We start from the raw sequence: 23,196 nt of genomic DNA on the forward strand, positions 1-23,196 counted from the left end.
GTGCCGGTGCCGGTGAAGGTCACGGTGCGGGAGTCGACGGTCTGGCCGTTGGTGGGTGCGGTGACGGTGAAGTTGCCAACGGGGGCGGCCGCGGGCAGGGCGAACGACACGGACTGCTGCGGAATGCCGCTGCCCCCGTAAAGGCCGCCGACGACGATGGTCTGCGCGACCGGGGCGTCGTCCGCGTAAGCGGGCAGGGTCAGCGAATACGGCGTGGGCTGACCGAAGGAGCCGCCGACGTTGGAGCGCGCCAGAACGTTGTTCCCGCTCTGGTCGTACACGATGACGGTGGACCCGCCGAAGACGGATCCTTGGACGGTCACCGTGCGCGAATCGACGGTCGAGCCGTCGATCGGGCTGGTGACGGTGAGGCCTGCCTCTGCGGCGGATGCGGGCGCGGCGGTGAGCGCGACACCCCCGAGGGCAAGGGCGATGGCGGCGGGCACGGTCAGTGCTTTCCGCCAGAACGGGCGACGTGACATGTATTGACCTTCTCCATTGAGAGAGTGGGCCAAAGGGCGAGCAACGACGTGGTTGCAATGGTGCACTCGACGTGAGAACCGACGCACGCTCCTCCGCGAGCAGGCGACGTTCCACGGTCACGCTAACAAGGGAAAAGAAGCCTGATGAAGAGTCAAATTCTGTGATACATCTTCGTTTTTCTCGCCGTTTCCACGCGGCTGGACGCTTTGCGAAAAAGTGCGCAGGAAAGGTCTTGCGGGCCGCATCTACTCGACGCGGATCCCGCCACCCCAGACTCGCCGCACGCGCCAGTCCGCGTCCCACGCGACGAGGTCGGCGCGCATTCCCGGCTCGAGGAGCCCGCGCGCGGGGTCGCCCAGCGCCGCCGCGGGAACGGCCGTCGCCGCTCCCACGGCATCCGACGCGGCAAGACCCAGGTCGACGATGGCCGCGCGCACCGCGCGATCCAGCGTCAGCGTCGACCCCGCGATCGTGACGCCGTCGTCGAGCAACGCGCGGCCGTCCGCGACGTGAACGTCGAGCTCGCCCAGGCGGTACGCGCCATCGGTGTGGGCGGCGGCGGCCATGGCATCCGTGATCAGGGCCACCCGGCGCGGCGCCGAGGTCAGCAGCATGCGGGCGACCGCGGGGTGAACGTGCACGCCGTCGAGGATGAGCTCGAGGGTGACGCGGTCGTCCTCGAGAGCGGCCGGCACCGGACCCGGCAGCCGGTGGCCGATCGCGGGCATCGCATTGAGCGCGTGGGTGAGCAGGGTGGCGCCACGCGCGATCGCCTCGCGCGTGAGGGCGTAATCGGCCTCGGTGTGGCCGATCGCGACGCGGATGCCGAGGGCGGTGAGCTCCGTGATCGCGTCGAGAGCTCCGGGGAGTTCGGGCGCAAGGGTGACCTGCCGGATGAGGCCGGGCTCGGCATCGCACACGAGGTCGAGGACGGGTCCGTCGGGGAGAGCGAGCGCGCCGGGGTCGTGCGCCCCGCGCCGGGCGGGCGAGAGGCAGGGGCCCTCGAGATGCACGCCCAGAATCGCGGAATCGGACCGTCGTGCGACGGCGACGCGAGTGAGCTGCCGACGCAGGACGTCGAGCGGAGACGAGACCAGGCTCACGAGGGTCGCCGTCGTACCGTGGCGGCGGTGCGCGGCGACCCCGGCGGTAATGGCATCCGTTCCGTCGTCGAAGGCGTGCCCGCCGCCCCCGTGCACGTGCAAGTCGATCAGGCCGGGGGTCAGGGTCGCCCCGCCCAGGTCGATGCGCTCGGACGCCCTCGGAGCGACCCCGGTGCCCACCTCGGCGATCAGACCGTTGTGCACCCGCACCCACGCGTCGGGCAGGTCGCGCCGCGCGTCGACCACCCGGGCGCCGGTGAGCAGCAGGTCGGCGGTCATGCCGAGGCGATCTCGCGGTGGTCCCAGGCGAAGCGGTAGTAGTCGCGGTGCTCGAGCTGGGCGGCGGCCGCCTCATCGACGATGACCACGGCCCGCCGGTGCAGCTGGATCGCGGATGCCGGGCACGACGAGGTCAGCGGCCCTTCGACGGCCGCGGCGACGGCGGGGGCCTTCGCCGCGCCGAAGGCGAGCAGCACGAGCACGCCCGCGTCGAGGATCGTACCGATGCCCTGAGTGAGGCAGTGCGTGGGGACGTCGTCGATGTTGTCGAAGAACCGTGCGTTGTCGGCGCGGGTCGCGGGCGTCAGCGCCTTCAGGCGCGTACGCGAGGCGAGCGACGAGCCCGGCTCGTTGAACCCGATGTGCCCGGTGCGGCCGATGCCCAGGATCTGCAGGTCGATGCCGCCGGCCGCGGCGATCGCGGCCTCGTACCGCTCGCCGGCCTCGGCCAGCGGACCCCCGTCGTCGCCCGGAACGCGCACGAGCGACGGGTCAAGTCCGAGGGGGCCGACGATGTCGCGATCGACCACGGCGCGGTAGCTCTCGGGGTGTCCGGCGGGCAGGCCCACGTACTCGTCGAGGGCGAAACCCCGCACGGCCGAGAGGTCGAGGGAACGCTCCGCCAGGGCCGCCCACACCGGCAGGGGTGTCGAGCCGGTCGCGAGTCCCAGCGTCGGGTCGCTGCGGCGACTCAGCGCGGCGACGATGAGGTCGGCGGCGATGCGGCCGGCATCCGCCTGTTCCTGCACGATCGCGATCTCGGTCACGAGCGGGCCTCCGTTCGGGGGGTGGTCGGCTCAGCCAGGGTGACAGGTGCGGTCCACGAGCGGGTGACCTCGGGTCGCTGCGCGGCCTCGAAGGCCAGCATCGCGGCTCCGATCCGGCCGGCGTGCGTGCCGAGGGCGGCGGTCGTCAGGCGCGGCGCCTCGCGCCACGCGAGAGCCGCGGAAAGACGCTCACGGAGGGGCTCGAGAAACGCGTTACCGGCCTGCGCGACGCCGCCGCCGAGCACGATCACCTCGGGATCGACGAGCAGCGTGAGGGTCGCGAGCCCGGTGGCCAGAGCGTCGAGCCCCTCCGACCAGACGCGTGCGGCGATGGGATCCGTGTCGATGCGGGCGATGATGGCCGCGGCATCCGGAGCCTCCCCGTCGGACACCGGGGCGCTCGCCGCGTACCGCCGAGCCAGCCCCGCGCCCGAGAAGTACACCTCGAGGCAGCCGCGCTGCCCGCACGTGCAGAGCTCGCCGCCCGGCACGACCGGGATGTGCCCCAGTTCTCCGGCCCCCGAGATGGCCCCCTCGACCGCGCGGTCGTCGGAGGTGAGGGATGCCGCGACCCCGGTGCCGATCGCGGCGAAGACGACGTTGCGCGAGCCGGCGGCGGCGCCGTAGGCCCGTTCGGCCGCACCGGCCGCCCGCACATCGTGGTCGACGGCGACGGGGAGCCCGGTGGCATCCGACAGGAGCCGGGCGAGGGGGACGTCGGTCCATCCGAGCGTCGAGGCGTAACGGACGGTGCCGGTGGCGCTGTCGATGAGACCAGGGCTGACGACACCCGCCCCCACGACCGAGCGGCCCAGGCTCTCGGCTCCCGCGATGAGATCGTTGAGGAGCTCGGCGATGCGCGTGACCGTCTCGGCTCCCGAGCCGCCGGTCGCGACGCGGGAGCTCTGCAGCACGTGCCCGTCGATGTCGACGAGGGCGCCCTTGGCGGAGGTGCCGCCGATGTCGACCGCGATCACGGCCGGGTGCGACGCGAGGGTGTTCTTAGACACGGCGCGGACCGTCTCGCGGATCGCGGACTCGTCGGTGACGAGGTGCCCGCGGCTGGACTCGACCTGCGCGCGCAGGTGCACCTCGCGGGCGCCGGTGCGCTCGAGCAGCGTCGCCACGTTGTGGGCCCGGACCGAACCGCCGACGAGCACCGCCGGCGTCCGGGTGCCCTCCGACCGCGCGCGGAGCCCGGCGAGCACGTCGGCTCCCTCGCTGGCCGTGGCCTTGCCGCCCGAGGTGAGCACGCGGACGACGCCGTGGTGGGCGAGGGTGTCGTAAGCGTCGAACAGGTCGACGGTGTCGTCGAAAGCCTTGTGGAAGGTGATCGGCACCTCGCCAGCCGCCGCGCGGATCGCATCGAGAGCCTGTTCATCGACGTGCCCGTCGGCGGTGAGTGCCCCGAAGACGATGCCCACGGGCACGCTGCTGGTCCGAGCGAGGACGGCGATGGCGCGCGCGTCCGTCTGCATCACGCGCAGCTCGTCGGCGGAGTACACGAAATCTCCGCCGCGCGAGCGGACCATGACCTGCACGCCCACGCGCTGCACCGAGGCGAGGACCGACTCGATCATCCCGAAGCTGGGGGTGGTGCCACCCTCGAGCAGGTCGGCGCAGAGTTCGACGCGGTCGGCGCCCGCGCGCTCGGCGGCGAGCACCCCCGCGAGATCGTCGACACAGATCTCCACGAGAGCGCGGGCGCCCGCGGGGGACTTCTCGACGAGGGATGCCGGGCCTGCGGCGGTCGTCACGGTGCGGTGTCCGCAGCGATCGAGGCGTCGAGCCAGGCGCGGACGTCGCCGCCGACCTGGATCGACCCGACGGGAACGCCGCCACCGAGGATCGGCAGGTCGACGAGGTCGCCCGCGCTCGAGATGTCGGCGCCGAGCGCCTCGAGGACGGTGAGGGCGACGAGCGTCGTCGCACGGGGGTTGCCGTCGAGGATCTTCATCGACACCGCAGCCCCGTCGGCCGTCGCCATGCCGATCACCCCCTCGGCGCCGCCCTTCGACAGCAGCCCCGGTACGCGCAGCATGGCGTCGGTGTTGGCATGGTGGTCGCCGCCGACGAAGCGGGGGTACGACCGCATGGCATCCGCCACTCTCCGCTCCGGCGTGCCGGGGGCGCCCGTCACGAGGGCGCGGAAGATGCGGGCGATGCCGAGGGGCGAGACGCTGAACAGGGGCGCCCCGCACCCGTCGACGGCTTCGTGCACCACCGTCTCGCCCGACAGGCGTTCGAGCGTCGAGCGCACGAGCTGCTGCAGCGGGTGCGACGGGTCGAGATAGCTCGCGGTGTCCCACCCGTTGACCGCGCAGGCGAGCAGCATCGCGGCGTGCTTGCCCGAGCAGTTCATGCGCACGCGCGAGCGCTGCTCGCCGTCGCGGATGAGACGTTCGCGCGTGGGCTCGTCCTCGGGCCAGTCGACCGGGCACCCGAGGGCGCTCTCGTCGAGGCCCGCGCGGGTGAGCAGATCGCGCACGACGTCGACGTGCACGTCTTCGCCGGTGTGGCTGCCCGCGGCGATCGCGAGGTCGGCTCCGTCGATGTCGGCCCCGGCGAGCAGGCACGCGAGGGCCTGCACGGGCTTGACGGTGGAACGGGGCAGGATCTGTTCGCCGCTCCCGGTCTGCCAGGCCACCGATCCGTCGGCGGACAGGGCGGCGATCGAGCCGAGGTGGCGGCTCTCGACGACACCCGAGCGGATGACGACGGCGAGGTCGGCCAGGGGGGAGGGAACAGGGGGAAGGGACGTCATGGGTGGTTCTTTCGATGCCGGGGCGAAGGCGGATCAGCGGTCGACAGGGGCGTTCGGGGTGGTGAGGCCGGCCGGGGCGACCTTGGCGGGGGTCGCGAGGCTGCGGCGGCCCGGTCGCTTCTGCAGGCGAGCGGCCAGGCCCGAGAGGCCGCCGTTGAGCGCGAGGAAGATCACGGTCACCACCACGAAGGTCTGGATGAGCAGGCCGTTGAAGCTCGACAGCACCTGCCCGCGGTACAGCAGCTCGGTGAACGCCACGATGTAGCCCAGCGACGTGTCCTTGAGCAGGCTCACCAGCTGGACCACGAGCGAGGGCGCGACGAAGCGCAGCGCCTGGGGCAGGACCACCTTGCGGTCGACCTGCCAGCGGGTCATACCGAGGCTGAGACCGGCTTCGGTCTGCCCGCGGGGCAGGGCGAGGACACCCGCGCGGATGATCTCGGCGAAGGCGGCCGCGTTGGCGATCGTGAGCGGGATGACGAGCTTCCACAGCACCGGGAAGTTCAGGCCGAGCTGGGGGAGGCCGAAGAGCATCAGGTAGATGAGCAGCAGCACGGGGACCGTGCGGGCGATCTCGATGTAGGCGGTGCAGATCCAGCTGATCCAGCGGACGCGGCTGAGACGCCCGAGGGCGAGCAGCAGGCCGAGCACGAACCCGAACACGGCGGTCAGGGCCGCGGCCTGCAGTGTGCCGAGCAGGCCGACGCCGAGGTACTCCCAGATCGCGATGTCGAGGAACGGCAACCACCGGTCGCTGTCGAGCTGGCCCTTCGACGCGAACTGCACGAGGGCGAGGGCGATGAGGCCCAGGATGACGACCGCGCTGACGATCGACCAGATGAGGATGCGGCGGCGAGTACGGGGCCCGGGCTCGTCGTAGAGCGAAACGGGGGAGGTCATCGGCGGATCCTCAACTTCTTCTCGAGGCGGCCGGCGGTGAGGCCGATCGCCAGCGCGAGCACCATGTAGATGAGCCCCGCCGCGGTGAAGATCAGGATGGGCTGAGCCTCGACGAGGTTGAGCTTGTTGGCGGCGCTCGTCAGCTCGACGACGCCCACCGCAGCGGCCAGGGCGGTGTTCATGGTGAGGGCGATCATGACGTTGCCGATGGGCTGGATCGCGGCCCGCAGCGACTGGGGGATGACGAGCACGCGCAGGGTCTGGCCGAGCGAGAACCCCAGCGCGCGGCTGGCCTCGATCTCGCCGCGGCTCACGGTGTTCACGCCGCTGCGGACGGCCTCGGCGACGTACGCCGCTTCGTAGAGGGTGAGCACGATGATCGCCGTCGGCGTCAGGGGCAGCAGGAATCCGGCATCCGGCAGGGCGAACACCGCCAGCACGAGGAGAACCAGAAGCGGGACGTTGACGAAGAACTGCACGTAGGCGAAGGCGGCCCAGCGCAGCACCGGCACCGGGCTGATGCGCGCGGCGGTGACGAGCGTGCCCAGCACGATCGACCCGATGCCGGCCGAGACGGCGAGCAGGATCGTCGTTCCGAGCGCTTGCGCGATCGGTCCGGCGCTCGAGGCGAAGAAGTCCATGGGGTCCTCAGGAGAGCGGGAGGGAAGAGGGAGACCGGCGCCCGTCATGTGCGGAACGGACGCCGGTCGGTCAGGGGATCAGGAGCCGGGGACGCTGCCGATCGCGGGGGGAGTCGGAGCGCTCGACTCGACCGCCGAGCCCAGGGTGGCGTCCCAGATCTTGGCCCACGAGCCGTCGTCCTGGATCTTCTTCAGCCAGTCGTTGATGAACGACTTGAACTGCGCGTCGTCCTTCTTCAGACCGATGCCGTACGCCTCACTGGTGAAGGGCTGCCCGACGACCTTGATGCTCTTGTCGTCGATGGCGTGGCTCGCGAGCAAGGTGAAGTCCTGCACGTACGCGTCGCCGCGGCCCTGGGTCAGGGCCTGGAGGGCCTGCGGGTCGGTGGCGAAGCTGACGATGTTCGCGGTGGGCTGCTTCTCGGGCACGGCCGTGACAGCGGGGGTGTTCGCGCCGACGATGACCGTCTTGCCGCCCAGGTCGTCGATGCCGTTGATGTCGGTGTTGTCACTGCGGACGGCGACGGCCAGACCCGACTCGAGGTAGGGGCCGGCGAAGTCGACCTGCTCGGCGCGCTTCTCGGTGATCGTGTACGTGTTGAAGACGACGTCGACGGTGCCATTGGCGAGCAGGGCCTCGCGGGTCTCGGACGCCGGCGGGACGATCTCGACGTTGGGCTCGCCGAGGATGTAGATGGCGAGCATCTTGGCGAGGTCGGCGTCGAAGCCCTGCACGTCTTCGGGGTTCGTGGGGTCCTGCTGCGACAGCAGGGGGGCGTCGAGGGCCTCGGCGACGATGAGCTTGCCGCGCGCCTTGATCTTGGCCATCGTCGAGTCGGAGATGAGGGCCGCGGCGTCGGCGACGGGCGCGTTCGCGTAGACCTCTTCGAGGCTGCTGGCCTTGGCCGACGCGCTGGGGTCGGACCCCGGGACGGCCGCGGTGCCGGACGAGCACGCGGCGAGAGACGCGACCGTGGCCGCGGACGCCAAGAGGACGAGGCCTCGGCGAAGGATCGAGCGAGAGGAGATCACGGGTACTGCCTTTCGGTTGCGGGTGCGTGCGGAACGAGCCGCGTCGGGGGCGGGGAGGATGTCAGTGGGCGAGGATCTTCGACAGGAACGCCCGGGCGCGGTCGCTCTCGGCGTGGGTGAAGAAGCGCTCGGGGGTGGTGTCTTCGACGATGCGTCCGTCGTCCATGAAGATCACGCGGTCGGCGGCGCGGCGGGCGAAGCCCATCTCGTGCGTGACGACGACCATCGTCATGCCCTCTTCGGCGAGCGAGGTGATCACGTCGAGCACCTCGCTGACCATCTCGGGGTCGAGGGCCGAGGTCGGCTCGTCGAAGAGCATGAGCTTGGGCTTCATCGCCAGCGCGCGGGCGATGGCGGCGCGCTGCTGCTGACCGCCGCTGAGCTCGCCGGGGAAGCGGTCGGCCTTGTCGGCGATCCCGACGCGGTCGAGCAGGGCCAGGCCCTCTTCCCGCGCCTTCTTCAGCGGCACCTTCGAGACGATGTGCGGGGCGAGGGCGACGTTGTCGAGAACCGTGCGGTGTGCGAAGAGGTTGAAGGACTGGAAGACCATGCCCACTTCGGCGCGCAGGTCGGCGAGTCCGCGCCCCTCGCTCGGCAGCGGGACGCCGTCGATGGTGATGGTGCCCGAGGTGATGGTCTCGAGACGGTTGAGGCAGCGGCACAGCGTCGACTTGCCCGAGCCCGAGGGGCCGACGATGACGACGACCTCGCCGCGAGCCACGTCGAGATCGACGTCCTTGAGCACGTGGTGGTCGCCGAAGTGCTTCTGCACCTCGCGGACTGCCACGAGGGGCGCCGCCGCCGGGGCGGAGGGTGATGCGGGCGTCGACACGGGCGCAGATCCTTCCCGCGGACTCGCCGCGATGTCGGGTACAGCCGACGCGGGAGGAGATTTCCGCGTCGTTGGTGAAATCAAACTAACGACGCCATGTTACAGAGATAATTCGAGACAGATACTCCAAGTTTGGACTAAGCTGAAGGGGTGCAGCCTCAATCCGCCGCCCTGCCGTCCTTCAGCTCGCAGACCCTCGCGGTGCTGACACCGTTGCGCACGGGCGCCGCACGATCGCGCGCTGAGCTCGCCGCACACACGGGGCTGTCGCCCTCGACCGTCACGGCACGCGTGGATCCGCTGATCGCGTCCGGTGTCATCGTCGAAGACGGCACCGACGACTCGCGAGGCGGTCGCCGACCCCGCCGTCTCGCCATCCGCGGCGACCTCGGCACGGTCGCCAGCATCGATCTCGGCGTCGAGCGCAGCACGATCGGGCTGGTGGACTACGCCGGCACCCCCCTCGCCCATCACCACCTCGTGCTGGATCTGGTGGAGGGCCCGGATGCCGTGCTCCGCCGCGTCGCGAGAGAACTCGACGCTCTGGCCGAGGCGAATGGCGCTCCTACGGTGACGGGTGCAGCGATCGCGCTGCCCGGACCGGTGTCGGCGGAGACCGGCCGTCTCGTCGCGCCGTCGCGTATGCCCGGGTGGCACGACGTCGACGTCGCCGCCCTTCTCTCCGAGGTCCTCGAAGTGCCCGCCCTCGCCAGCAACGATGCAAATTGCATGGCGGTCGGCGAGCTCGTCGGTGGCGACCCCGAGGCGCTCAACCAGGTGTTCATCAAGGCCGGGTCGGGCATCGGGTCGGGGGTCGTCGCAGGCGGACAGCTCTACACGGGTCGGAGTGGGGCGGCCGGTGACATCAGCCACGTCACCGTGCCCGGGGCCGCGCCGGTCCCCTGCTCGTGCGGGCGCGTCGGCTGCCTGGATGCCGTGGCGAGCGGATCGGCTCTCACCCGCGCGGCGCAGGAGGCCGGACGCGACGTCTCGGATGTCGAGACCGTGATCGATCTGGCCCGTAACGGAGACGCTCTCGCCACCGGCCTCTTGCGCGAGGCCGGCAGTATGACCGGCGGAGTCCTCGCCACGATCGTCAACTTCTTCACCCCCGACCGACTCGTCGTCGGCGGCTCGCTGAGCGCATCCGACGTCTTCATCGCCGCGATCAAATCCAAGCTCTGGGCCGACTGCCTGCCGATGGCGACGGAGAACCTCGAGGTCGCCGTGCCGCGTCACGCGCGCACGGGCGGCATCCTCGGCGCGGCGCGGCTGTTCCTCGACGCGGTGTTCGGGACCGAGGCTGCACGCTCGTCGTTGCGGGTCTCGGCCCGCTCCTAGCTCGCGAGGGCCGCGTCTCCGTCGTCGCAGCGTCAGCTCGCCGGAACCACGTCCCAGTGCTCGCGGATCAACCCGCCGTCGACTCGGAACAGATCGGAAGCCAGCAGCAGGTCGTCGGGCTTCGCTCCGACGGCTTGCGAGAACGTCCAGACGATGTCGCCGTCCGACAGCGAGATGACCGACTGCCGCGCCGGGAACTGCACCCCGCTCGAGAAGAACTGCTTCAGCGCGGCGGTGCCGTTCGGGGCGACCGAGTTGTGTTGCAGATAGGCGGGGTCGAACGCGCGATCGAGGATCGATACGTCCTTGTCGCGGAACAGCGTGTCATACGCCGAGACGGCGAAGAGGCGGTTCTTCTCTTCCTGCTGCTCGGTCGGGGGCGCGGTGGGCCGCGACGGGCGGTACAGGTCGCTGAACATCGTGTTCGTGTTGCCGCTGGCCGGGGTGCCGGTGGGAATCGCCTGGTCGAGCGACCAGTGCTCGACGATCTTGCCGTCCCGGAGGCGGAACAGGTCGACGGCCGCGTCGCCGCGGCGCTCGTCGCTCGGGTCGGGGGCGATCTGCCAGTGCACCGCGACCAGGTCTCCATCGGAAGCGAGGTGCTTGATCACGGCCTGCGCGCCGGGAATGCGGTCCCGGTCGGCCGCGAACTGGGTGAGGAGCCCCTCGGGGCCCGAGGCTGATCCGCTGCCGTGGGTCACGGCATCCGGAGCCACGAGCTGACCCGCGATCGCCCGAGCGAACGGGCTGTCGGGGTCGGTGAACGTCGTGGCGAAGAGCGTGCGGATGAGGCACGCATTGACCTCCTCGGCGCCGACGTTCTGTCGGTCGACGGCCGTCGCCGTGGACGCTCCGGTCGGCGAAGCATTGGCGGGCGCGGCCACGACGAGAACGCCGACGAGGGCTGCCCCGGCGACCAGGGCGGTCGCGCGGGTGATTCCGGGGGTGAAGGGGGACATGATCTTCTCCTACGCAGTGCGGATCGATGTGTCACCGTTGCGTCGACTCGTGGTCCTCTCGGCGACGGTGACCGGTGGAGACGCGAGCACGCGGTCGGCGGCTCGGCGCGCAGCGGCAGGATCGCAAGATTTCGCCACGCGCACACCTACGCACCTGATCGTCAGGTACTGACCCCGAGGTTGGATTCGTGGCGACGGCGGTCGACGCTGGGCGGATTCATCAGCACCGCCGGCCGCTCAGACGTTGCGCGGCTCGCGGTCGGACGCCACCCGGTTGGCCGCACGACTGCCCAGGATCCCGCCCACGACGAGTCCCGCGATGATGACCACCGCCGTCAGGGCCGGATCGGCGTCCGCAAGAGCCGGGGCCGCCATCGGCAGAACCGCGACACCGACGGCCGCGAGAGCGAACACGGCATAGGGGAGCACCGCGGCGCGGTGCCCGGCCCGCCACGCGGCGTCGCTCTGCTGGATGGCGGGAAGCCGGATGCCGACTCCCCAGCCCCTCGGGATGACCCCGCGCCCGCACAGGGCGAGGATGGGGATGAAAGCGAGACCGACGACGGCGAGGATGATCGCCCCTGTGCTCATGGCGGCAGGATACGCCCGACATACGCTCGCCGTCGTACGCTCCACGTGATGTCCTCGTCAGATCGCGCCCCGCGGCTTCCACGTGTGTTCCGGGAACGCCGGGGCCTGCTGGTGGCGATCGTGGTGCTCGTCATCGCGGTCGTCGCGGGGGCGAGTCTCACCAGCGCCAACGATCACGCGGTGCGCGATTCCGTCGCTCCCGTCGAGTGGCGCGGGGCCTTGGACGGAGCCGCGCCCGGGAGCGAGATGCGGATCCGGCTGCAGCGCGACGGTACGGCGGAGGTCATCGATGCCCCGCGCGGAGACGTGACGCGTCAGGACCGCGACGAGGCGCGGCAGAACCGCAACGGCCGCCGGCACCTCTGCTTCGCGCCCGCGGGGACGGGCGTCTACACCGGGCCCGCCACCTGGGAGGTCGTCGGCGAGTGGGGGATCCGGGTGCAGTTCGACGATTCGTCGCTCATCCTGCGCGCGGGCAAGGGCGGCTCCGTGCTGCGCGACCCCGACTGGAACAGCCCGCGCATGCCCGAGTGCGGTGAGAACGGCAAGAGCTGGCGGTTCACGCGCCTCGACTGAGCACGGCGGGCCGTGCCGAGGAAGCCGAGCGCGGTCAGCCCTTCGGGACCTCGATCTTCACGGGTTCGCCCCACCCCGTGAACTGCTGCATCGTGGTGGTCTCGATGCCGCCGAACGATCCCGTCTCTTGGATGGCGACGACGCGGTGCCCCTCGCCGAGCCACACGGTCATGTCTTTCACGTCGACCCCGGATGCCGAGAAGGAGCCGTTCGCGTGCACCCGCCACGCGCGCACCTCGGTGCCGTCGGGCAGTGAGACGGTGTCCTGATCGGGTTGCACCGTCCAGCCGGGAGCGGCCGCGAGCAGCGCTGCGGCGGCCGAGGGATCGGCGAACGCCCGGTACGTCTCACCGATCGTGGCGGCGATGACCGCGCGGTAGTCGCTGCTGGTGGCGTCGGCGCGCACCCACGCGCCGTCGAAGCTCACCCACGCCTCGTCGGAGGTGAGCACCAAGTCGTGCGTGCCGTCGGAGCCGGTGACCGATCCCGAGGTCGCGGGTGCGTCGCCGAAGACGAAGTCGGCTTCGCCCGTCAGATCGGCCGACTGCAGGTGCAGGTGGCCGCTGCCCGCGGCGCGCGAGTATGCGATCACGCACGCCGAGAGAGCATCGCCGGTGACCGTCGCGTCGGCGATGAGATCGACGTCGTCGCACTCGCGCGGAGACGAGACCGCGGGAACGCCGGCCGGTGTCTGCGATGCGATCGCGGTGGGGGTGGGGGAGTCAGCGGTTCCGGGTTCGCCGGTCGGCGCGCAGGCAGCGAGCAGCAGAAGGCCGACCGAGGCGAGAGTGAGCCCGAGGGCCGTCGTCGACGTTCGTCTCATGGCATCCACTTTAGGAAGACAGCGGCCGGGCGGACCACCGCACGGCCCACCCCGCCCCGGGCCGTGAAACGCTGGATCCGAAGGAGGGATCGACCATGACCGACCCCACACCCGGCGACCGGCTGCGCGCGGCCCTCGAGCACTCCGACGCCTCGGCCCGGCTGCAGGCCGCGCTCGCCGCGGGAACGCGACCCGATGATCGCTACGTCGACGTGCTCGTGGCGCGGTGCGCGGTCGAATCCGACTTCTTCGTGCGTGACATGCTGACGTGGGCGCTCACGCGCCACGACCCCGCGCGCACCGTGCCCGCCCTGCTCCCCGAGGTGGGGTCCGAGATCCCCCAGGCGCGGAGCCAGGCCCTGCACACCCTGTCGAAGATCGGCGACCCGATCGCCTACACGGCGATCACGCCGGCGGTGCTGCGCGACAGACACCCCGAGGTGGCGCGGGCGGCCTGGCGGACGGCATCCGGTCTCGTTCCCGACGACCAGCACGAGAGCCTCGCCGACGAGCTCTCGACCCAGTTCGGTCGGGGCGATCACGACACCCAGCGGAGCCTGAGTCGGGCGTTCGCCGCGATCGGCTTGCGCGCCGAGCCGACCGTCGAACGCGCCGCGGCCTCGCCGTACGACGTCGTCAGCGCGCACGCGCGGGCCACGGCGATCATCATGGACGACCCGGATGCCGACTTCGCCGCCGCCGCGGTCGAGGCCCGGCGTGTGGTGGCTCAGCGCGCTCTGCCGGTCGAGGAGTGACCCGCGCGCTCAGTGGTAGTGCGTGACCCACGCCCAGAGCGGCGGCCGTCGTCGACGCGCAGACGTCTCGCGGGCTTGGTTCACGGCGCGGAGCGCGGTGACGGGCTCGGCATCCGCGCCGACGACGGCCACGGCGGCGGAGTCCGCCGGCACCGCGGCGACGACCGCGGAATCCGCCGGCACGGGCCCGCTCCGCAACTCGCGCGCGAGATCGGCCACCTCGCCCGCGGTCGGGCGCCCCTCGGGGTTCGGGTCGGTCATCGCCGTGAGCAGCACCTCCCAGCCGTACCCGAAGCCCTGAGGCACCTCGGGGTCGTAATCGAGGGGCCCGAGCACGAGCTCCTGCATCGCGCCGCCGCTCAACGGACCCTCGGCCGTGAGCATCTCCTGCGCCAACAGGCCCAGGGCGTAGATGTCGGATGCGGGGGTCGCCGTCTCGCCGTGCAGTCGCTCGGGCGGGAGGTATGCGGCATCCGGATGCGTCTGCGCGGTGGCGGGACGGGCGCCGAGCACCTGCGTCACGCCGAAGTCCGCGAGGACGGCGGTGAAGGGACGGGGCGCGGCGCGCTCGGGGCGCAACAGCACGTTCGACGACTCGAGGTGCTGGTGGACGATACCGACCTCGTGGATCGCGGCGAGGCCCTCGGCCACATCTTGGAGCAGTCCCGCGGCGACGTCGGGAGCCAGCGCGCCGTGGTCGTCGAGATGCTGGCGCAGGGTCGGACCCGGGATGAGCTCCATGACCAGGTAGCCATGCCCCTCGCGCGTGAGGTGCGCGTCGTACAGCGTCACGAGCGACGGGTGATCGAGGGCGGTGAGGATGCGCGCGGCCGCGAGTCGCCGGCGGGGATGAGCGACCTCGTCGGGGTCGAGAGGAAAGACCTTCACCGCCACATCGCGCGCGAGCACGTCGTCGCGCGCCCGGTACACGGTGCCCTCGCGGTCGGAGCCGAGGGGCTCGATCAGCCGGTAACGCCCCGCGAAGGCGCCCTCGAGCGACGGGAGCGTCGCGTCGGGGGTGCCCATCGGATCCTTGTCGAGAGGCCGGTCGCCGTGCGGGTGGAGCTCGGACGGGGTCGTCACACGAGGGGGTCGCCGTTGTCGCTGGTGCGACGGGTGGTGACGCTCTGGCCGCTGGCCGGATCGATGGTCGAGCGGGTGGTGGACTCGACCGAGCGACGACGGAACATGAAGACCAGGCTGATCACGAAGATGACGACGCCCGCGGCCATCAGGATGTATCCGATGGTCTGAAGGTTCGCCACGCCACCGAGGTCGAGATTGACCGCGAAGGCCAGGATGGCGCCGATCACGAAGAGTGCGATGCCGCTGCCGATACCCATGGGAAACTCCCTCGTTGCTGTGATTGTCTAGTGATCGCGACCGGTGACATGGACCTGTGCCGGTCACGATCGCTCAAACGCTACTGAGTGAAAAGACTTTGCTGCGACCGATGGCGCGGCGCATTCTTGGGGTGCATAATGGACGACCTTCAGCGCAGGGCGAACGCTTTCGCGGCGCTCGGAGACCGCGGTCGTCTGCGGATCGTCGACCTTCTGGCGGTCGGAGACATGTCGTCGAGCGAGATCGCGGCCGCCCTCGGAATGAAGTCGAACCTCGTGGCCTTCCACACCAATGTGCTGCACGAACGGGGAATCGTGCGGCGGGTGCGCTCCGAATTCGACGGCCGCCGCACCTACCTGCAACTGATCCCCGACGCATTCTCGGCGCTCGCCGCCGACCCCACGTCGGTGGGCGGTCGCGTCGTCTTCGTCTGCACCGCCAATTCCGCCCGATCTCAGCTCGCCCAGGCGATCTGGGCGGACCACAGCGGCATTCCCGCCGCCTCCGCGGGAATGCACCCGGCCAATCGCGTGAATCCCGGAACGATCGACGCAGCGACCCGCCACGGCATTTCTCTGGACCCGGATGCCAGGCCCCGAGCGCTCGACCAGGTGGCGCGCCCCGGCGACTTCTTGATCAGCGTGTGCGACCAGGCGCACGAGCAGATGAGGGGCCGCGACGACGTGCACTGGTCGATCCGCGACCCCGCGAACAGCGGCAGCGTGGAGGCGTTCGACCGCACCGTCTCGGAGCTGCGTGCGCGGATCGCGCGGGTTGCGGCGCAGCTCGTCGCGGCGTGAGCGTCGGGCACCTCACGACCGCGCGGTCAGCGCCGGGATCAGCACCGGAGTGCGGTCACGGTAGGCGAGGTAGTCGGACCGGTCGCCCCAGCGCTCGTCGGCGCGCTTCTCGAGCAGAGGGATGCCGCTGACCCGCGTCAGCAACAGCACCACGAATAGCGGCGACAGGACGGCGACCCACTGCCAGCCCTGCAGCACGGGCACGGCGACGAGGAAGACACCGACCCACACGAGGATCTCGCCGAAGTAGTTGGGATGCCGGGACCGCGACCACAGGCCCGTGCGGATGAACTCCCCCCTGTTCGCGGGGTCGGCGCGGAACGCCTGCTTCTGCAGGTCGGCGACGACCTCGAACACCATCCCGGCGAGCCACACGACGATCCCCGCGACCGCGAACCCGTCGAGGGGCGCCCGGTCGGCGGCATCCGCGCTCATGGCGATCCAGGCGGCCGACGCGGTGAGAGCCACCCAGAGCCCCTGGATGCACCAGACCTGGAAGAAGCGCAGCGGGTTCGTCTTGATCTCGTCGAAGCGTCCGTCGGTACCCGCCCGGTGCACGCGCGCGAAGAGGAACGAACCGAGGCGCGCGGCCCACACGACGACCATCGCGGCGAGGATCCACCCGCGGGCGTCCTGCGCGGGGGCGAGCAGGGCGAGGGCGATCGAGACGGCGATGAAGGTGAGGCTGCCTGTCAGGTCGAAGAACCGCTCGGTGCGGCGCAGGGCCGAGGGAAGGAAGACGACGAACTGGATGACGAAGGCCGCCGTCACAGCGATCGCGAACACCGGGATGCCGCCGACCTGCGCACCGCGGAAGCTTCCGGCGACGGCGAGCCCCGCGCCGATGACGAGGGCCACCACCACGGCGACGAGCGCCGTGAGGTTCCGGGTCGCGGGGGACCGTTCCGAGGTGGGGGGAACGGGTGCGGTCATGATGCGGCTCCTCTGTACAGGGTGTCGATCGTGTCGGCGGCGCGGTGCAGGACCTCGCGGCGCTTGATCTTGAGAGTCGGGGTGACGAGCTCGCGATCGTCGAGATCGGCGAGCACGACGGTGAAACGGCGCACCTGCTCACTGCGCGACACGAGGGCATTCGCCGCGTCGACGGCGGTCTGCAGGTGGGCGGTGAGGCGGGGGTCGTCGATCGCGCGTACGGCGCCCGGAATGCCGGGCTCGAGCGTAGAACCGTTCGCGGCCACCCAGGCGGCCGACTGCTCGGGATCGAGGATCAACAGGGCCGAGAGGTAGGGCTTGCCCTCGCCGACCATGACGGCGTGCTGCACGAGCGGACTCGCCTCGACCGCGCCCTCCCAGCGGGCGGGCACCACCGTCTTGCCGTTCGAGGTGACGATGACGTCTTTCAGGCGGCCCTCGAGGATGACCCGCCCCGAGTCGTCGATGCGACCGAGGTCGCCCGTGCGGAAGAAACCGTCCACGAATGCATCGGCATCGTGACGGGGGTCGCGGTACCCCGAGAACACGCCCACACCGCGGGCGAGCACCTCTCCCTGCGGGCTGATGCGCACGGTCGATCCGGGAAGGGGGAGTCCCACTGTGCCCGAGGCGATGCGCCCCGGCAGGTTGCCGGTCAGCGGCGCGGTCGTCTCGGTGAGGCCGTAGCCCTCGATGACCGGGACCCCGATGCCCCGGAAGAACAGCGACAGGTCGCGATCGAGGGTCGCCCCTCCCGACAGGATGTACCCGACCCGCCCACCCATCACGGAACGGAGCCGCGCGTAGAAAAGCGCGTCGAAGACGGCCTTTCGCACCCGGAAGCCGAGGGGAGCGCGGCGCGGGTGGCCGGCATCCCGGAACTCTTCGAACCGCCCGCCGAGGATCGCGGTGGCGACGGCGCGAGCCCACAACCGGCCGAGGTGCTTCTCGGCGGCTTTCTCGCCCGCGGCCGACTGGATCTTCTGCAGGACGCGAGGAACCGCCACGAGGAAGGTCGGGTGCAGCACGGCGAGGGCGGGCACGACCTGCGCCGGCTCGGAGAGGTGCGCGATGCGCATGCCGCTCGCGATGCAGATGAGCTGCAGGCCGCGCGCGAGCACATGGGCGAGCGGGAGGAAGATGATCGTGTTGCCCTGCGGGTTCACCACTTCGCGGTACGCGGCGGCGATGTTGAGCACTTGACCGAGGAAGTTCGCGTGCGTGAGCACGGCGCCCTTGGGCTCGCCGGTCGTTCCCGAGGTGTAGACGATGGTCGCCGGATCGTCGTGGCCGGCGCGGATGCGGCGGCTCTCGAGCTCGGCCTCGGAGACATCGGCACCCCGAGCGCTGAGCTCGTCGAGCGAGGGGACGTTCTCGACGCCCGCCATCGCCCAGGTGCCGAGCGTCTCGTCCCCGGCCTGCGCGAGTGCGTCGGTGAGGAGGTCGGAGTGCGCGCGGGTTCCGGCCACCGCGAGGCGCACGCCGGCGTCGCGCACGATCGCATCGACCTGCGAGGCCGACGACGAGTCGTACACGGGAACGACCACGCCCCCGGCGAACCAGGTGGCGAGATCGGCGACGGCCCACTCGTAGCGCGTCGGCGCCATGATGGCCACGGTGTCGCCGGGCTGCAGGCCGACGCCGATCATTCCCTTCGCGAGCGCGCGGACGGCATCGAGGAAGGCCGCGGTGGTCACCGGCTTCCACCCGCTGTCGGTCGGCACCTCGAAGGCGATGTGATCGGGGGCTTCCTCCGCACGGCGGACGAGCAGATCGGTCACGTTGGTGAACGCGTCCAGGCGCGCCAAAGCGGGCGTGTGCGTCTCGAACATCATTCCTCCGGGCGAGTGCGCGGTCCTCGGGTGGGGGGCCGCCGAGATCATTTCGGAGGCGTGCTCGGTTCGGATTGCCGGTCGGGGCTTCCCGCGCGCGGGCTCAGGGGGCGCTGAGGGCCCGCACGGTCAGGCGCACGAAGAAGTAGCCGATGGCGATGTTGATGACCACCCCGATCAGATACGTGACCGAGAGGCCGTTCGTCGCCGAGATCGAAGCGAACGCCACCACGGCGGCGATGACGCCCCCGCCTCCTGCCACCGCCAGGGCCGCGAGGTGCACGTTCGGCGACGGGCGAACGGCGGCCAGCAGCCACAGCACGCTGAGCAGCCCGACTGTCACCCCGCCCGCCAGGAGGGTGGGCTCGTCCAGACCGATCCACAGGTACATGACCGCGACGACGGCGAAGATCGGCGCCAGCACGAACGCGAGAACCCGCGCGCGGCGGGCGAGCTTCTCGGGCGGAACCGGGTCGATCGAACGCGAGGCCATCTGCCCTCTTCCCCCTGCGTGGCGCGGAGTCGCCAGGCTATCCACCGGGTCCGCTCCTCGTCCAGGAGAAGGGAGGCTGTCGCCGTCAACCCCCGGGCCTTTCAGGCTTTTCTTGGCACTCGGCCGGTATTTTCTCTCGCGTCGGTGTGGACTCGTGCGCCCCGCACGGGTCGCTGATCGCCGGCGAGCGAGACGACACGGAGGCGACGACGATCAGTACCTTGACGGCACCCGCTCCTCGCGTGACGGCTCCGGCGACGGCATCCCGCCCCGCGAACCCCGCGAACCCCGCGAACCCCGCGAACCCCGCGAACCCCGCGCGCCACCTGCCCTCTCTGACAGGGCTCCGCTGGGCGACGGCAATGCTGATCTTCGGTCACCACCTCATGGCGGTCGAGTACTTCGGCGGCACCGCCGGAACCGTCTGGGCCTTCGTCTTCGAAGCCGGCAAGACCGGCGTGACGCTCTTCTTCATCCTCTCGGGCTTCGTGCTCGCCTGGGGTCACAAGCCGCAGCAGAGCGCCGGGTCGTTCTACTGGCACCGCTTCGCCCGCATCTACCCCCTGCATCTCGTCGGCGTGGGACTGGCTCTGGTCGCCGCGGCGACCCTCGTCCCCGAGATCCGGACCGCGGGACGGGCGCCCCTGGTCGCGAACGTCCTCCTCGTCAACGGCTGGGTGCCCGACTGGTGGCAGGCCGGAAACCCCGCCAGCTGGTCGCTCGTGTGCGAGGCGTTCTTCTACCTGAGCTTCCCGTTCCTCATCCGTCCGCTCGTGCGCCTCTCGAACCGCGCGCGGGGCGGCGTGGTCGTGGCATCCCTCGTGCTCGTCGCCCTGGCCCCGCAGATCGCTGCGATCTCGCCGTTGCCGATGTCGGCGGCATCCACTCCGCTGCTCCGCCTGCCCGAGTTCGTGCTGGGCGTCACCCTCGCGCTGCTCCTGAAGAGCGGAGCCTGGATGCCGTGGAAGCTGCGCTACACGCTCCCTCTCGCCGTCGTGGGCTACGCCCTGTCGGAGGCGCCACCGATCCCCGGCACCGACATCCACCCGGGGCTCGCCGCGACCGTGGGGTCGTTCGCGCTGCTCGTCGCCTCGCTCGCCGCGGCCGACGCGCACGGCGGGTCGACGTTCCTCGCCCGTCCGCTCTGGCAGGAGCTCGGACGCGTGTCGTTCGCCTTCTACCTCGTGCACCTGCTCGTGATCGCGTCGGTGTCGTCGTCGTGGCCCGACGGCCACCCGCAACTGCCGTGGCGGCACGCGCTGCTGCTCGCGCTCGCCGCCTTCTCCATCGCGCTCGCGATCGCGTGGGTGCTGCACCGGGCCGTCGAGATCCCGGCGCAGAAGTGGCTGCTGCGGTACGACCGGTCGCGGCACGTGTCGGAGGGCACGGGCGCTGCGGTCGGGGGAGAGGCGCGCGCGTCGACTACCGCTTCCCCCGCCTCCCGCTAGGCTCGCGGGATGTTCGGGGCGCACATGTTGATCCTTCTGCTCACCTGGGGCGTGGCCCTGGTCGCGATCGGCGCGGTGCTGTACGTCGCCGTGCGTCTCGCGGTACTGCACGCGCTGAAGGCGCACACCCGCTGGGTCGAGTCCGGGCAGCGCTGACGCGGCGCCCGACCGCTCCCGGGGGCCTGCGTCGAGAACAGGGGATTCGCTGAGAACAGGCCGTTTCACGGCGAATCGTCCTGTTCTGGTGGCATCCCCTGTTTTCGTGACGCGGCGGTCCGGGCCGCGACACGCCCGGCCCACCGATCGTCCAGATTCGCCTCGGTACACTTCCCTGTGCCCGAAACACAGCTGAACCCCGACCGCGATGCCGCGCGGGCGGTATCCATCGATCCGACCGAGCTCGAGATCGCGCTGCGCGTCATCGACGCCGCGTCCTCGCTCGACCCCGAGGATCCCGCGTACATCGCCCTGCGCCGCCAGACCGGGAAGCTCTACAAGGACGTCAAACGCCAGTCGCGCAAAGAGAAGCGCCAGCGCATCGCCGAAGCCGATCGCGCGGTCGTGGCCGCGACCGCCACGGGCGCCGCCGACCGCATCGACGACGAGACGCGCGGCATCCCGCTGCAGGCCCGCACCGAGATGCCGTTCGCGGGCGAGCTGATCAAGGCGCGCGCCTGCTACATCTGCAAGCAGGACTACACGCTGGTCGACGCGTTCTACCACCAGCTCTGCCCCGACTGCGCGGCCATGAGCCACGCCAAGCGCGACGCCCGCACCGACCTCACCGGCAAGCGGGCCCTGCTCACCGGCGGCCGCGCGAAGATCGGCATGTACATCGCGCTGCGGCTGCTGCGCGACGGCGCTCACACGACCATCACCACGCGCTTCCCGCGCGATGCCGTGCGCCGCTTCTCGTCGCTGCCCGACAGTGCCGAATGGATCCACCGCCTCAAGGTCGTCGGCATCGACCTGCGCGACCCCGCCCAGGTGATCGGGTTGGCGGAGTCGGTGGCATCCGAAGGCCCTCTCGACATCCTCATCAACAACGCAGCTCAAACGGTGCGGCGGTCTCCGGGGGCGTACAAACCCCTGGTGGATGCCGAGCTCGCACCGCTCCCCGACGGACCGCTGCCCGAACTGGTCACCTTCGGCCACACGAACGACGCCCACCCGCTCGCCCTCGCGCAGTCGGTGTCGGCGCACCCCATCCTCGCGTCGGCCGCGCGCACCGCCGACGAATTGACCGCCGAGGCGATGGCCGCGGGCTCGTCGTCGCTCGAGCGTCTGGCCGCCGGCACGGCGATCGACGCGGGCGGACTCGTTCCCGACGAGGACCGCATCAACAGCTGGACGCAGCACGTCGACCAGGTCGAGCCCCTCGAGATGCTCGAGGTGCAGCTCGCCAACATGACCGCGCCGTTCCTGCTCGTCAGCCGACTGCGCCCCGCGATGGCCGCATCGACCGCGCGTCGCAAGTACATCGTCAACGTGTCGGCGATGGAGGGCGTGTTCGGCCGCGGCTACAAGGGCCCCGGCCATCCGCACACCAACATGGCCAAGGCCGCGCTGAACATGCTGACGCGCACGAGCGCGCGCGAGATGTTCGAGTCGGACGGCATCCTCATGACCGCGGTCGACACCGGCTGGATCACCGACGAGCGGCCCCACTTCACCAAGGTGCGCCTGGCCGAGGAGGGCTTCCACGCCCCGCTCGACCTCGTCGACGGCGCCGCCCGCGTGTACGACCCGATCGTGCGCGGCGAGGCCGGCGAAGACCTGTTCGGGATCTTCTTGAAGGACTACAGCAAGGGCAGCTGGTAAGGCGCCGCGGGGTGGGCGCGGGGCGTGCCCGGCGCCCGCTCCGGTGCCGCGCCCGGTCCGGCTCGGCCCGGCCCGGCCCGGCCCGGTTGAGTGTCCAAAACACCCGGACGACTTTCGAATCCGTCCGGGTGTTTTGGACACTCAACGCGCGTTCGGGTCGCGAGGGCCTCAGGCGGGCAGGAAGTACTCGCGGGTGAGAGGGGCGATCTCGAGACCGGATGCCGTGGCCGCGGTGACCCAGCGGAGCTCGGCGATCTCGGCATCCGGTGTCGGCTCCTGGTCGCCGATGTCGACGCGGAAGACCTCGGCCACGACCTCGAAGCCCGGTTCGTTCGCCGCGCTCGCGGCGTAGGAGCCGAGGGGTTCGAGCAACGCGGGGTCGACGCGCAGGCCGACCTCTTCGGCCAGTTCGCGCGCGAGCGTCTCGGCGGGCGTCTCGCCGACCTCGGGCTTGCCGCCGGGCTGCATGAACGCCGTCGTGCCGGCCTTGCGTACGAGCAGCAGGCGCCCCTCGGCGTCGGTGATGACCGCGGCCGAAACATGGATACGGCGCGGGGAAGTGGCATCCGGGATCACCTCGGCACGCTAGCACCCGGGAGCCGCCCTCTCGGCGCGGAGGGGGCGTGGGCGCGGAGGGGGCGTGGGCGTGGGCGTTGAGTCGGCGTGGGCGTGGGCATAG

Annotated in this window: 25 protein-coding genes; 7 read left to right on the plus strand and 18 right to left on the minus strand. The window is 71.0% G+C overall.

What is annotated here, in order from left to right:
• From AB6V29_RS16260 to AB6V29_RS16300, 9 genes are all read right to left on the minus strand, one after another.
• A partial coding sequence (locus AB6V29_RS16260) for a hypothetical protein (protein WP_369359913.1) occupies positions 1-482 on the minus strand: 482 nt, incomplete at its 3' end.
• 246 nt (positions 483-728) lie between these two features.
• On the minus strand, positions 729-1,865 hold the full coding sequence (gene nagA, locus AB6V29_RS16265; RefSeq protein ID WP_369359915.1) for an N-acetylglucosamine-6-phosphate deacetylase: 1,137 nt from the start codon (positions 1,863-1,865) through the stop codon (positions 729-731).
• On the minus strand, positions 1,862-2,632 hold the full coding sequence (locus AB6V29_RS16270; protein WP_103207619.1) for a glucosamine-6-phosphate deaminase: 771 nt from the start codon (positions 2,630-2,632) through the stop codon (positions 1,862-1,864). The genes nagA and AB6V29_RS16270 overlap by 4 nt, the downstream gene beginning before the upstream one ends.
• The gene (locus AB6V29_RS16275) at positions 2,629-4,389 is read right to left on the minus strand and encodes a copper homeostasis protein CutC (RefSeq protein WP_369359918.1); all 1,761 of its coding nucleotides are present in this window, start codon (positions 4,387-4,389) and stop codon (positions 2,629-2,631) included. Before AB6V29_RS16275 ends, AB6V29_RS16270 begins: the two co-directional genes overlap by 4 nt.
• On the minus strand, positions 4,386-5,396 hold the full coding sequence (locus tag AB6V29_RS16280) for an asparaginase (RefSeq protein ID WP_369359920.1): 1,011 nt from the start codon (positions 5,394-5,396) through the stop codon (positions 4,386-4,388). The genes AB6V29_RS16275 and AB6V29_RS16280 overlap by 4 nt, the downstream gene beginning before the upstream one ends.
• Positions 5,397-5,429: 33 nt before the next feature.
• Positions 5,430-6,296 (minus strand): amino acid ABC transporter permease, encoded by an 867-nt coding sequence (locus AB6V29_RS16285; protein ID WP_289940193.1) that lies wholly within the window; start codon positions 6,294-6,296, stop codon positions 5,430-5,432.
• The gene (locus AB6V29_RS16290) at positions 6,293-6,937 is read right to left on the minus strand and encodes an amino acid ABC transporter permease (protein ID WP_056224894.1); all 645 of its coding nucleotides are present in this window, start codon (positions 6,935-6,937) and stop codon (positions 6,293-6,295) included. The genes AB6V29_RS16285 and AB6V29_RS16290 overlap by 4 nt, the downstream gene beginning before the upstream one ends.
• A 78-nt stretch (positions 6,938-7,015) precedes the next feature.
• Positions 7,016-7,969, minus strand: coding sequence for a glutamate ABC transporter substrate-binding protein (locus AB6V29_RS16295; protein ID WP_235556917.1), 954 nt, complete (start codon positions 7,967-7,969; stop codon positions 7,016-7,018).
• 61 nt (positions 7,970-8,030) lie between these two features.
• Positions 8,031-8,801 carry an amino acid ABC transporter ATP-binding protein gene (locus tag AB6V29_RS16300; RefSeq protein WP_369359923.1) on the minus strand — a complete coding sequence of 257 codons (771 nt, stop codon included), beginning with the start codon at positions 8,799-8,801 and terminating at the stop codon, positions 8,031-8,033.
• 150 nt (positions 8,802-8,951) lie between these two features.
• Between AB6V29_RS16300 and AB6V29_RS16305 the strand changes: the two genes are divergently transcribed.
• The gene (locus AB6V29_RS16305) at positions 8,952-10,142 is read left to right on the plus strand and encodes an ROK family protein (protein ID WP_369359925.1); all 1,191 of its coding nucleotides are present in this window, start codon (positions 8,952-8,954) and stop codon (positions 10,140-10,142) included.
• A 32-nt stretch (positions 10,143-10,174) separates the two neighbouring features.
• On the opposite strand, the gene AB6V29_RS16310 is transcribed toward AB6V29_RS16305, so the two are convergent.
• Both AB6V29_RS16310 and AB6V29_RS16315 read right to left on the minus strand, forming a co-directional pair.
• Positions 10,175-11,101: a nuclear transport factor 2 family protein gene (locus AB6V29_RS16310; RefSeq protein ID WP_369359927.1), complete on the minus strand. Its 927-nt coding sequence runs from the start codon at positions 11,099-11,101 to the stop codon at positions 10,175-10,177.
• Positions 11,102-11,338: 237 nt separating this feature from the next.
• Positions 11,339-11,692, minus strand: a complete 354-nt coding sequence (locus AB6V29_RS16315; protein WP_369359929.1) for an SdpI family protein — start codon at positions 11,690-11,692, stop codon at positions 11,339-11,341.
• Positions 11,693-11,740: 48 nt separating this feature from the next.
• Between AB6V29_RS16315 and AB6V29_RS16320 the strand changes: the two genes are divergently transcribed.
• Positions 11,741-12,268: a hypothetical protein gene (locus AB6V29_RS16320; RefSeq protein ID WP_289940190.1), complete on the plus strand. Its 528-nt coding sequence runs from the start codon at positions 11,741-11,743 to the stop codon at positions 12,266-12,268.
• Between the two features lie 34 nt (positions 12,269-12,302).
• On the opposite strand, the gene AB6V29_RS16325 is transcribed toward AB6V29_RS16320, so the two are convergent.
• Positions 12,303-13,091 carry a hypothetical protein gene (locus tag AB6V29_RS16325; protein ID WP_267788700.1) on the minus strand — a complete coding sequence of 263 codons (789 nt, stop codon included), beginning with the start codon at positions 13,089-13,091 and terminating at the stop codon, positions 12,303-12,305.
• A 95-nt stretch (positions 13,092-13,186) separates the two neighbouring features.
• Between AB6V29_RS16325 and AB6V29_RS16330 the strand changes: the two genes are divergently transcribed.
• On the plus strand, positions 13,187-13,846 hold the full coding sequence (locus tag AB6V29_RS16330; protein ID WP_369359931.1) for a HEAT repeat domain-containing protein: 660 nt from the start codon (positions 13,187-13,189) through the stop codon (positions 13,844-13,846).
• Between the two features lie 9 nt (positions 13,847-13,855).
• Here AB6V29_RS16330 and AB6V29_RS16335 read toward each other — a convergent pair whose 3' ends face one another.
• Together AB6V29_RS16335 and AB6V29_RS16340 are read right to left on the minus strand one after the other, a co-directional pair.
• Positions 13,856-14,872: a serine/threonine-protein kinase gene (locus tag AB6V29_RS16335; RefSeq protein ID WP_369359933.1), complete on the minus strand. Its 1,017-nt coding sequence runs from the start codon at positions 14,870-14,872 to the stop codon at positions 13,856-13,858.
• Positions 14,873-14,925: 53 nt separating this feature from the next.
• Positions 14,926-15,189: a DUF6458 family protein gene (locus AB6V29_RS16340; RefSeq protein WP_289940186.1), complete on the minus strand. Its 264-nt coding sequence runs from the start codon at positions 15,187-15,189 to the stop codon at positions 14,926-14,928.
• Positions 15,190-15,327: 138 nt separating this feature from the next.
• Between AB6V29_RS16340 and AB6V29_RS16345 the strand changes: the two genes are divergently transcribed.
• Positions 15,328-15,990 (plus strand): ArsR family transcriptional regulator, encoded by a 663-nt coding sequence (locus tag AB6V29_RS16345; protein WP_289940185.1) that lies wholly within the window; start codon positions 15,328-15,330, stop codon positions 15,988-15,990.
• A 12-nt stretch (positions 15,991-16,002) separates the two neighbouring features.
• Here AB6V29_RS16345 and AB6V29_RS16350 read toward each other — a convergent pair whose 3' ends face one another.
• From AB6V29_RS16350 to AB6V29_RS16360, 3 genes are all read right to left on the minus strand, one after another.
• Entirely contained in the window at positions 16,003-16,923 is a 921-nt protein-coding gene (locus AB6V29_RS16350) for a DUF1295 domain-containing protein (protein WP_116239601.1), read from the minus strand.
• Positions 16,920-18,755, minus strand: a complete 1,836-nt coding sequence (locus tag AB6V29_RS16355) for a long-chain fatty acid--CoA ligase (protein WP_369359936.1) — start codon at positions 18,753-18,755, stop codon at positions 16,920-16,922. Before AB6V29_RS16355 ends, AB6V29_RS16350 begins: the two co-directional genes overlap by 4 nt.
• Before the next feature lie 103 nt (positions 18,756-18,858).
• Entirely contained in the window at positions 18,859-19,248 is a 390-nt protein-coding gene (locus AB6V29_RS16360; RefSeq protein WP_103207659.1) for a hypothetical protein, read from the minus strand.
• A gap of 221 nt (positions 19,249-19,469) precedes the next feature.
• Here AB6V29_RS16360 and AB6V29_RS16365 point away from each other — a divergent pair, with 221 nt between their 5' ends.
• The 3 genes from AB6V29_RS16365 to AB6V29_RS16375 all read left to right on the plus strand — a co-directional run bounded on the left by AB6V29_RS16365 (position 19,470) and on the right by AB6V29_RS16375 (position 22,517).
• The gene (locus tag AB6V29_RS16365) at positions 19,470-20,696 is read left to right on the plus strand and encodes an acyltransferase family protein (RefSeq protein ID WP_369359938.1); all 1,227 of its coding nucleotides are present in this window, start codon (positions 19,470-19,472) and stop codon (positions 20,694-20,696) included.
• Positions 20,697-20,705: 9 nt separating this feature from the next.
• Positions 20,706-20,852: a hypothetical protein gene (locus AB6V29_RS16370; RefSeq protein ID WP_210076720.1), complete on the plus strand. Its 147-nt coding sequence runs from the start codon at positions 20,706-20,708 to the stop codon at positions 20,850-20,852.
• A 177-nt stretch (positions 20,853-21,029) separates the two neighbouring features.
• A complete protein-coding gene (locus AB6V29_RS16375; protein ID WP_174799696.1) occupies positions 21,030-22,517 on the plus strand; it encodes an SDR family oxidoreductase in 1,488 nt (495 codons plus the stop codon).
• A 168-nt stretch (positions 22,518-22,685) separates the two neighbouring features.
• Here the strand turns inward: AB6V29_RS16375 and AB6V29_RS16380 are convergent, their stop codons facing one another.
• Positions 22,686-23,093 carry an NUDIX domain-containing protein gene (locus AB6V29_RS16380; RefSeq protein ID WP_369359940.1) on the minus strand — a complete coding sequence of 136 codons (408 nt, stop codon included), beginning with the start codon at positions 23,091-23,093 and terminating at the stop codon, positions 22,686-22,688.
• Between the last annotated feature and the right edge of the window lie 103 nt (positions 23,094-23,196).

It is taken from the genome of Microbacterium sp. 20-116, assembly GCF_041079415.1.
Lineage (GTDB): Bacteria > Actinomycetota > Actinomycetes > Actinomycetales > Microbacteriaceae > Microbacterium.

What these genes read in the sequence shown, in the direction of transcription:
- nagA (WP_369359915.1), bottom strand. Translation starts at nt 1,865, where the DNA reads ATGACCGCCGACCTGCTGCTCACCGGCGCCCGGGTGGTCGACGCGCGG.
- AB6V29_RS16280 (WP_369359920.1), bottom strand. Translation starts at nt 5,396, where the DNA reads ATGACGTCCCTTCCCCCTGTTCCCTCCCCCCTGGCCGACCTCGCCGTC.
- AB6V29_RS16285 (WP_289940193.1), bottom strand. Translation starts at nt 6,296, where the DNA reads ATGACCTCCCCCGTTTCGCTCTACGACGAGCCCGGGCCCCGTACTCGC.
- AB6V29_RS16290 (WP_056224894.1), bottom strand. Translation starts at nt 6,937, where the DNA reads ATGGACTTCTTCGCCTCGAGCGCCGGACCGATCGCGCAAGCGCTCGGA.
- AB6V29_RS16310 (WP_369359927.1), bottom strand. Translation starts at nt 11,101, where the DNA reads ATGTCCCCCTTCACCCCCGGAATCACCCGCGCGACCGCCCTGGTCGCC.
- AB6V29_RS16315 (WP_369359929.1), bottom strand. Translation starts at nt 11,692, where the DNA reads ATGAGCACAGGGGCGATCATCCTCGCCGTCGTCGGTCTCGCTTTCATC.
- AB6V29_RS16320 (WP_289940190.1), top strand. Translation starts at nt 11,741, where the DNA reads ATGTCCTCGTCAGATCGCGCCCCGCGGCTTCCACGTGTGTTCCGGGAA.
- AB6V29_RS16325 (WP_267788700.1), bottom strand. Translation starts at nt 13,091, where the DNA reads ATGAGACGAACGTCGACGACGGCCCTCGGGCTCACTCTCGCCTCGGTC.
- AB6V29_RS16330 (WP_369359931.1), top strand. Translation starts at nt 13,187, where the DNA reads ATGACCGACCCCACACCCGGCGACCGGCTGCGCGCGGCCCTCGAGCAC.
- AB6V29_RS16335 (WP_369359933.1), bottom strand. Translation starts at nt 14,872, where the DNA reads ATGGGCACCCCCGACGCGACGCTCCCGTCGCTCGAGGGCGCCTTCGCG.
- AB6V29_RS16340 (WP_289940186.1), bottom strand. Translation starts at nt 15,189, where the DNA reads ATGGGTATCGGCAGCGGCATCGCACTCTTCGTGATCGGCGCCATCCTG.
- AB6V29_RS16345 (WP_289940185.1), top strand. Translation starts at nt 15,328, where the DNA reads ATGGACGACCTTCAGCGCAGGGCGAACGCTTTCGCGGCGCTCGGAGAC.
- AB6V29_RS16350 (WP_116239601.1), bottom strand. Translation starts at nt 16,923, where the DNA reads ATGACCGCACCCGTTCCCCCCACCTCGGAACGGTCCCCCGCGACCCGG.
- AB6V29_RS16355 (WP_369359936.1), bottom strand. Translation starts at nt 18,755, where the DNA reads ATGTTCGAGACGCACACGCCCGCTTTGGCGCGCCTGGACGCGTTCACC.
- AB6V29_RS16360 (WP_103207659.1), bottom strand. Translation starts at nt 19,248, where the DNA reads ATGGCCTCGCGTTCGATCGACCCGGTTCCGCCCGAGAAGCTCGCCCGC.
- AB6V29_RS16370 (WP_210076720.1), top strand. Translation starts at nt 20,706, where the DNA reads ATGTTCGGGGCGCACATGTTGATCCTTCTGCTCACCTGGGGCGTGGCC.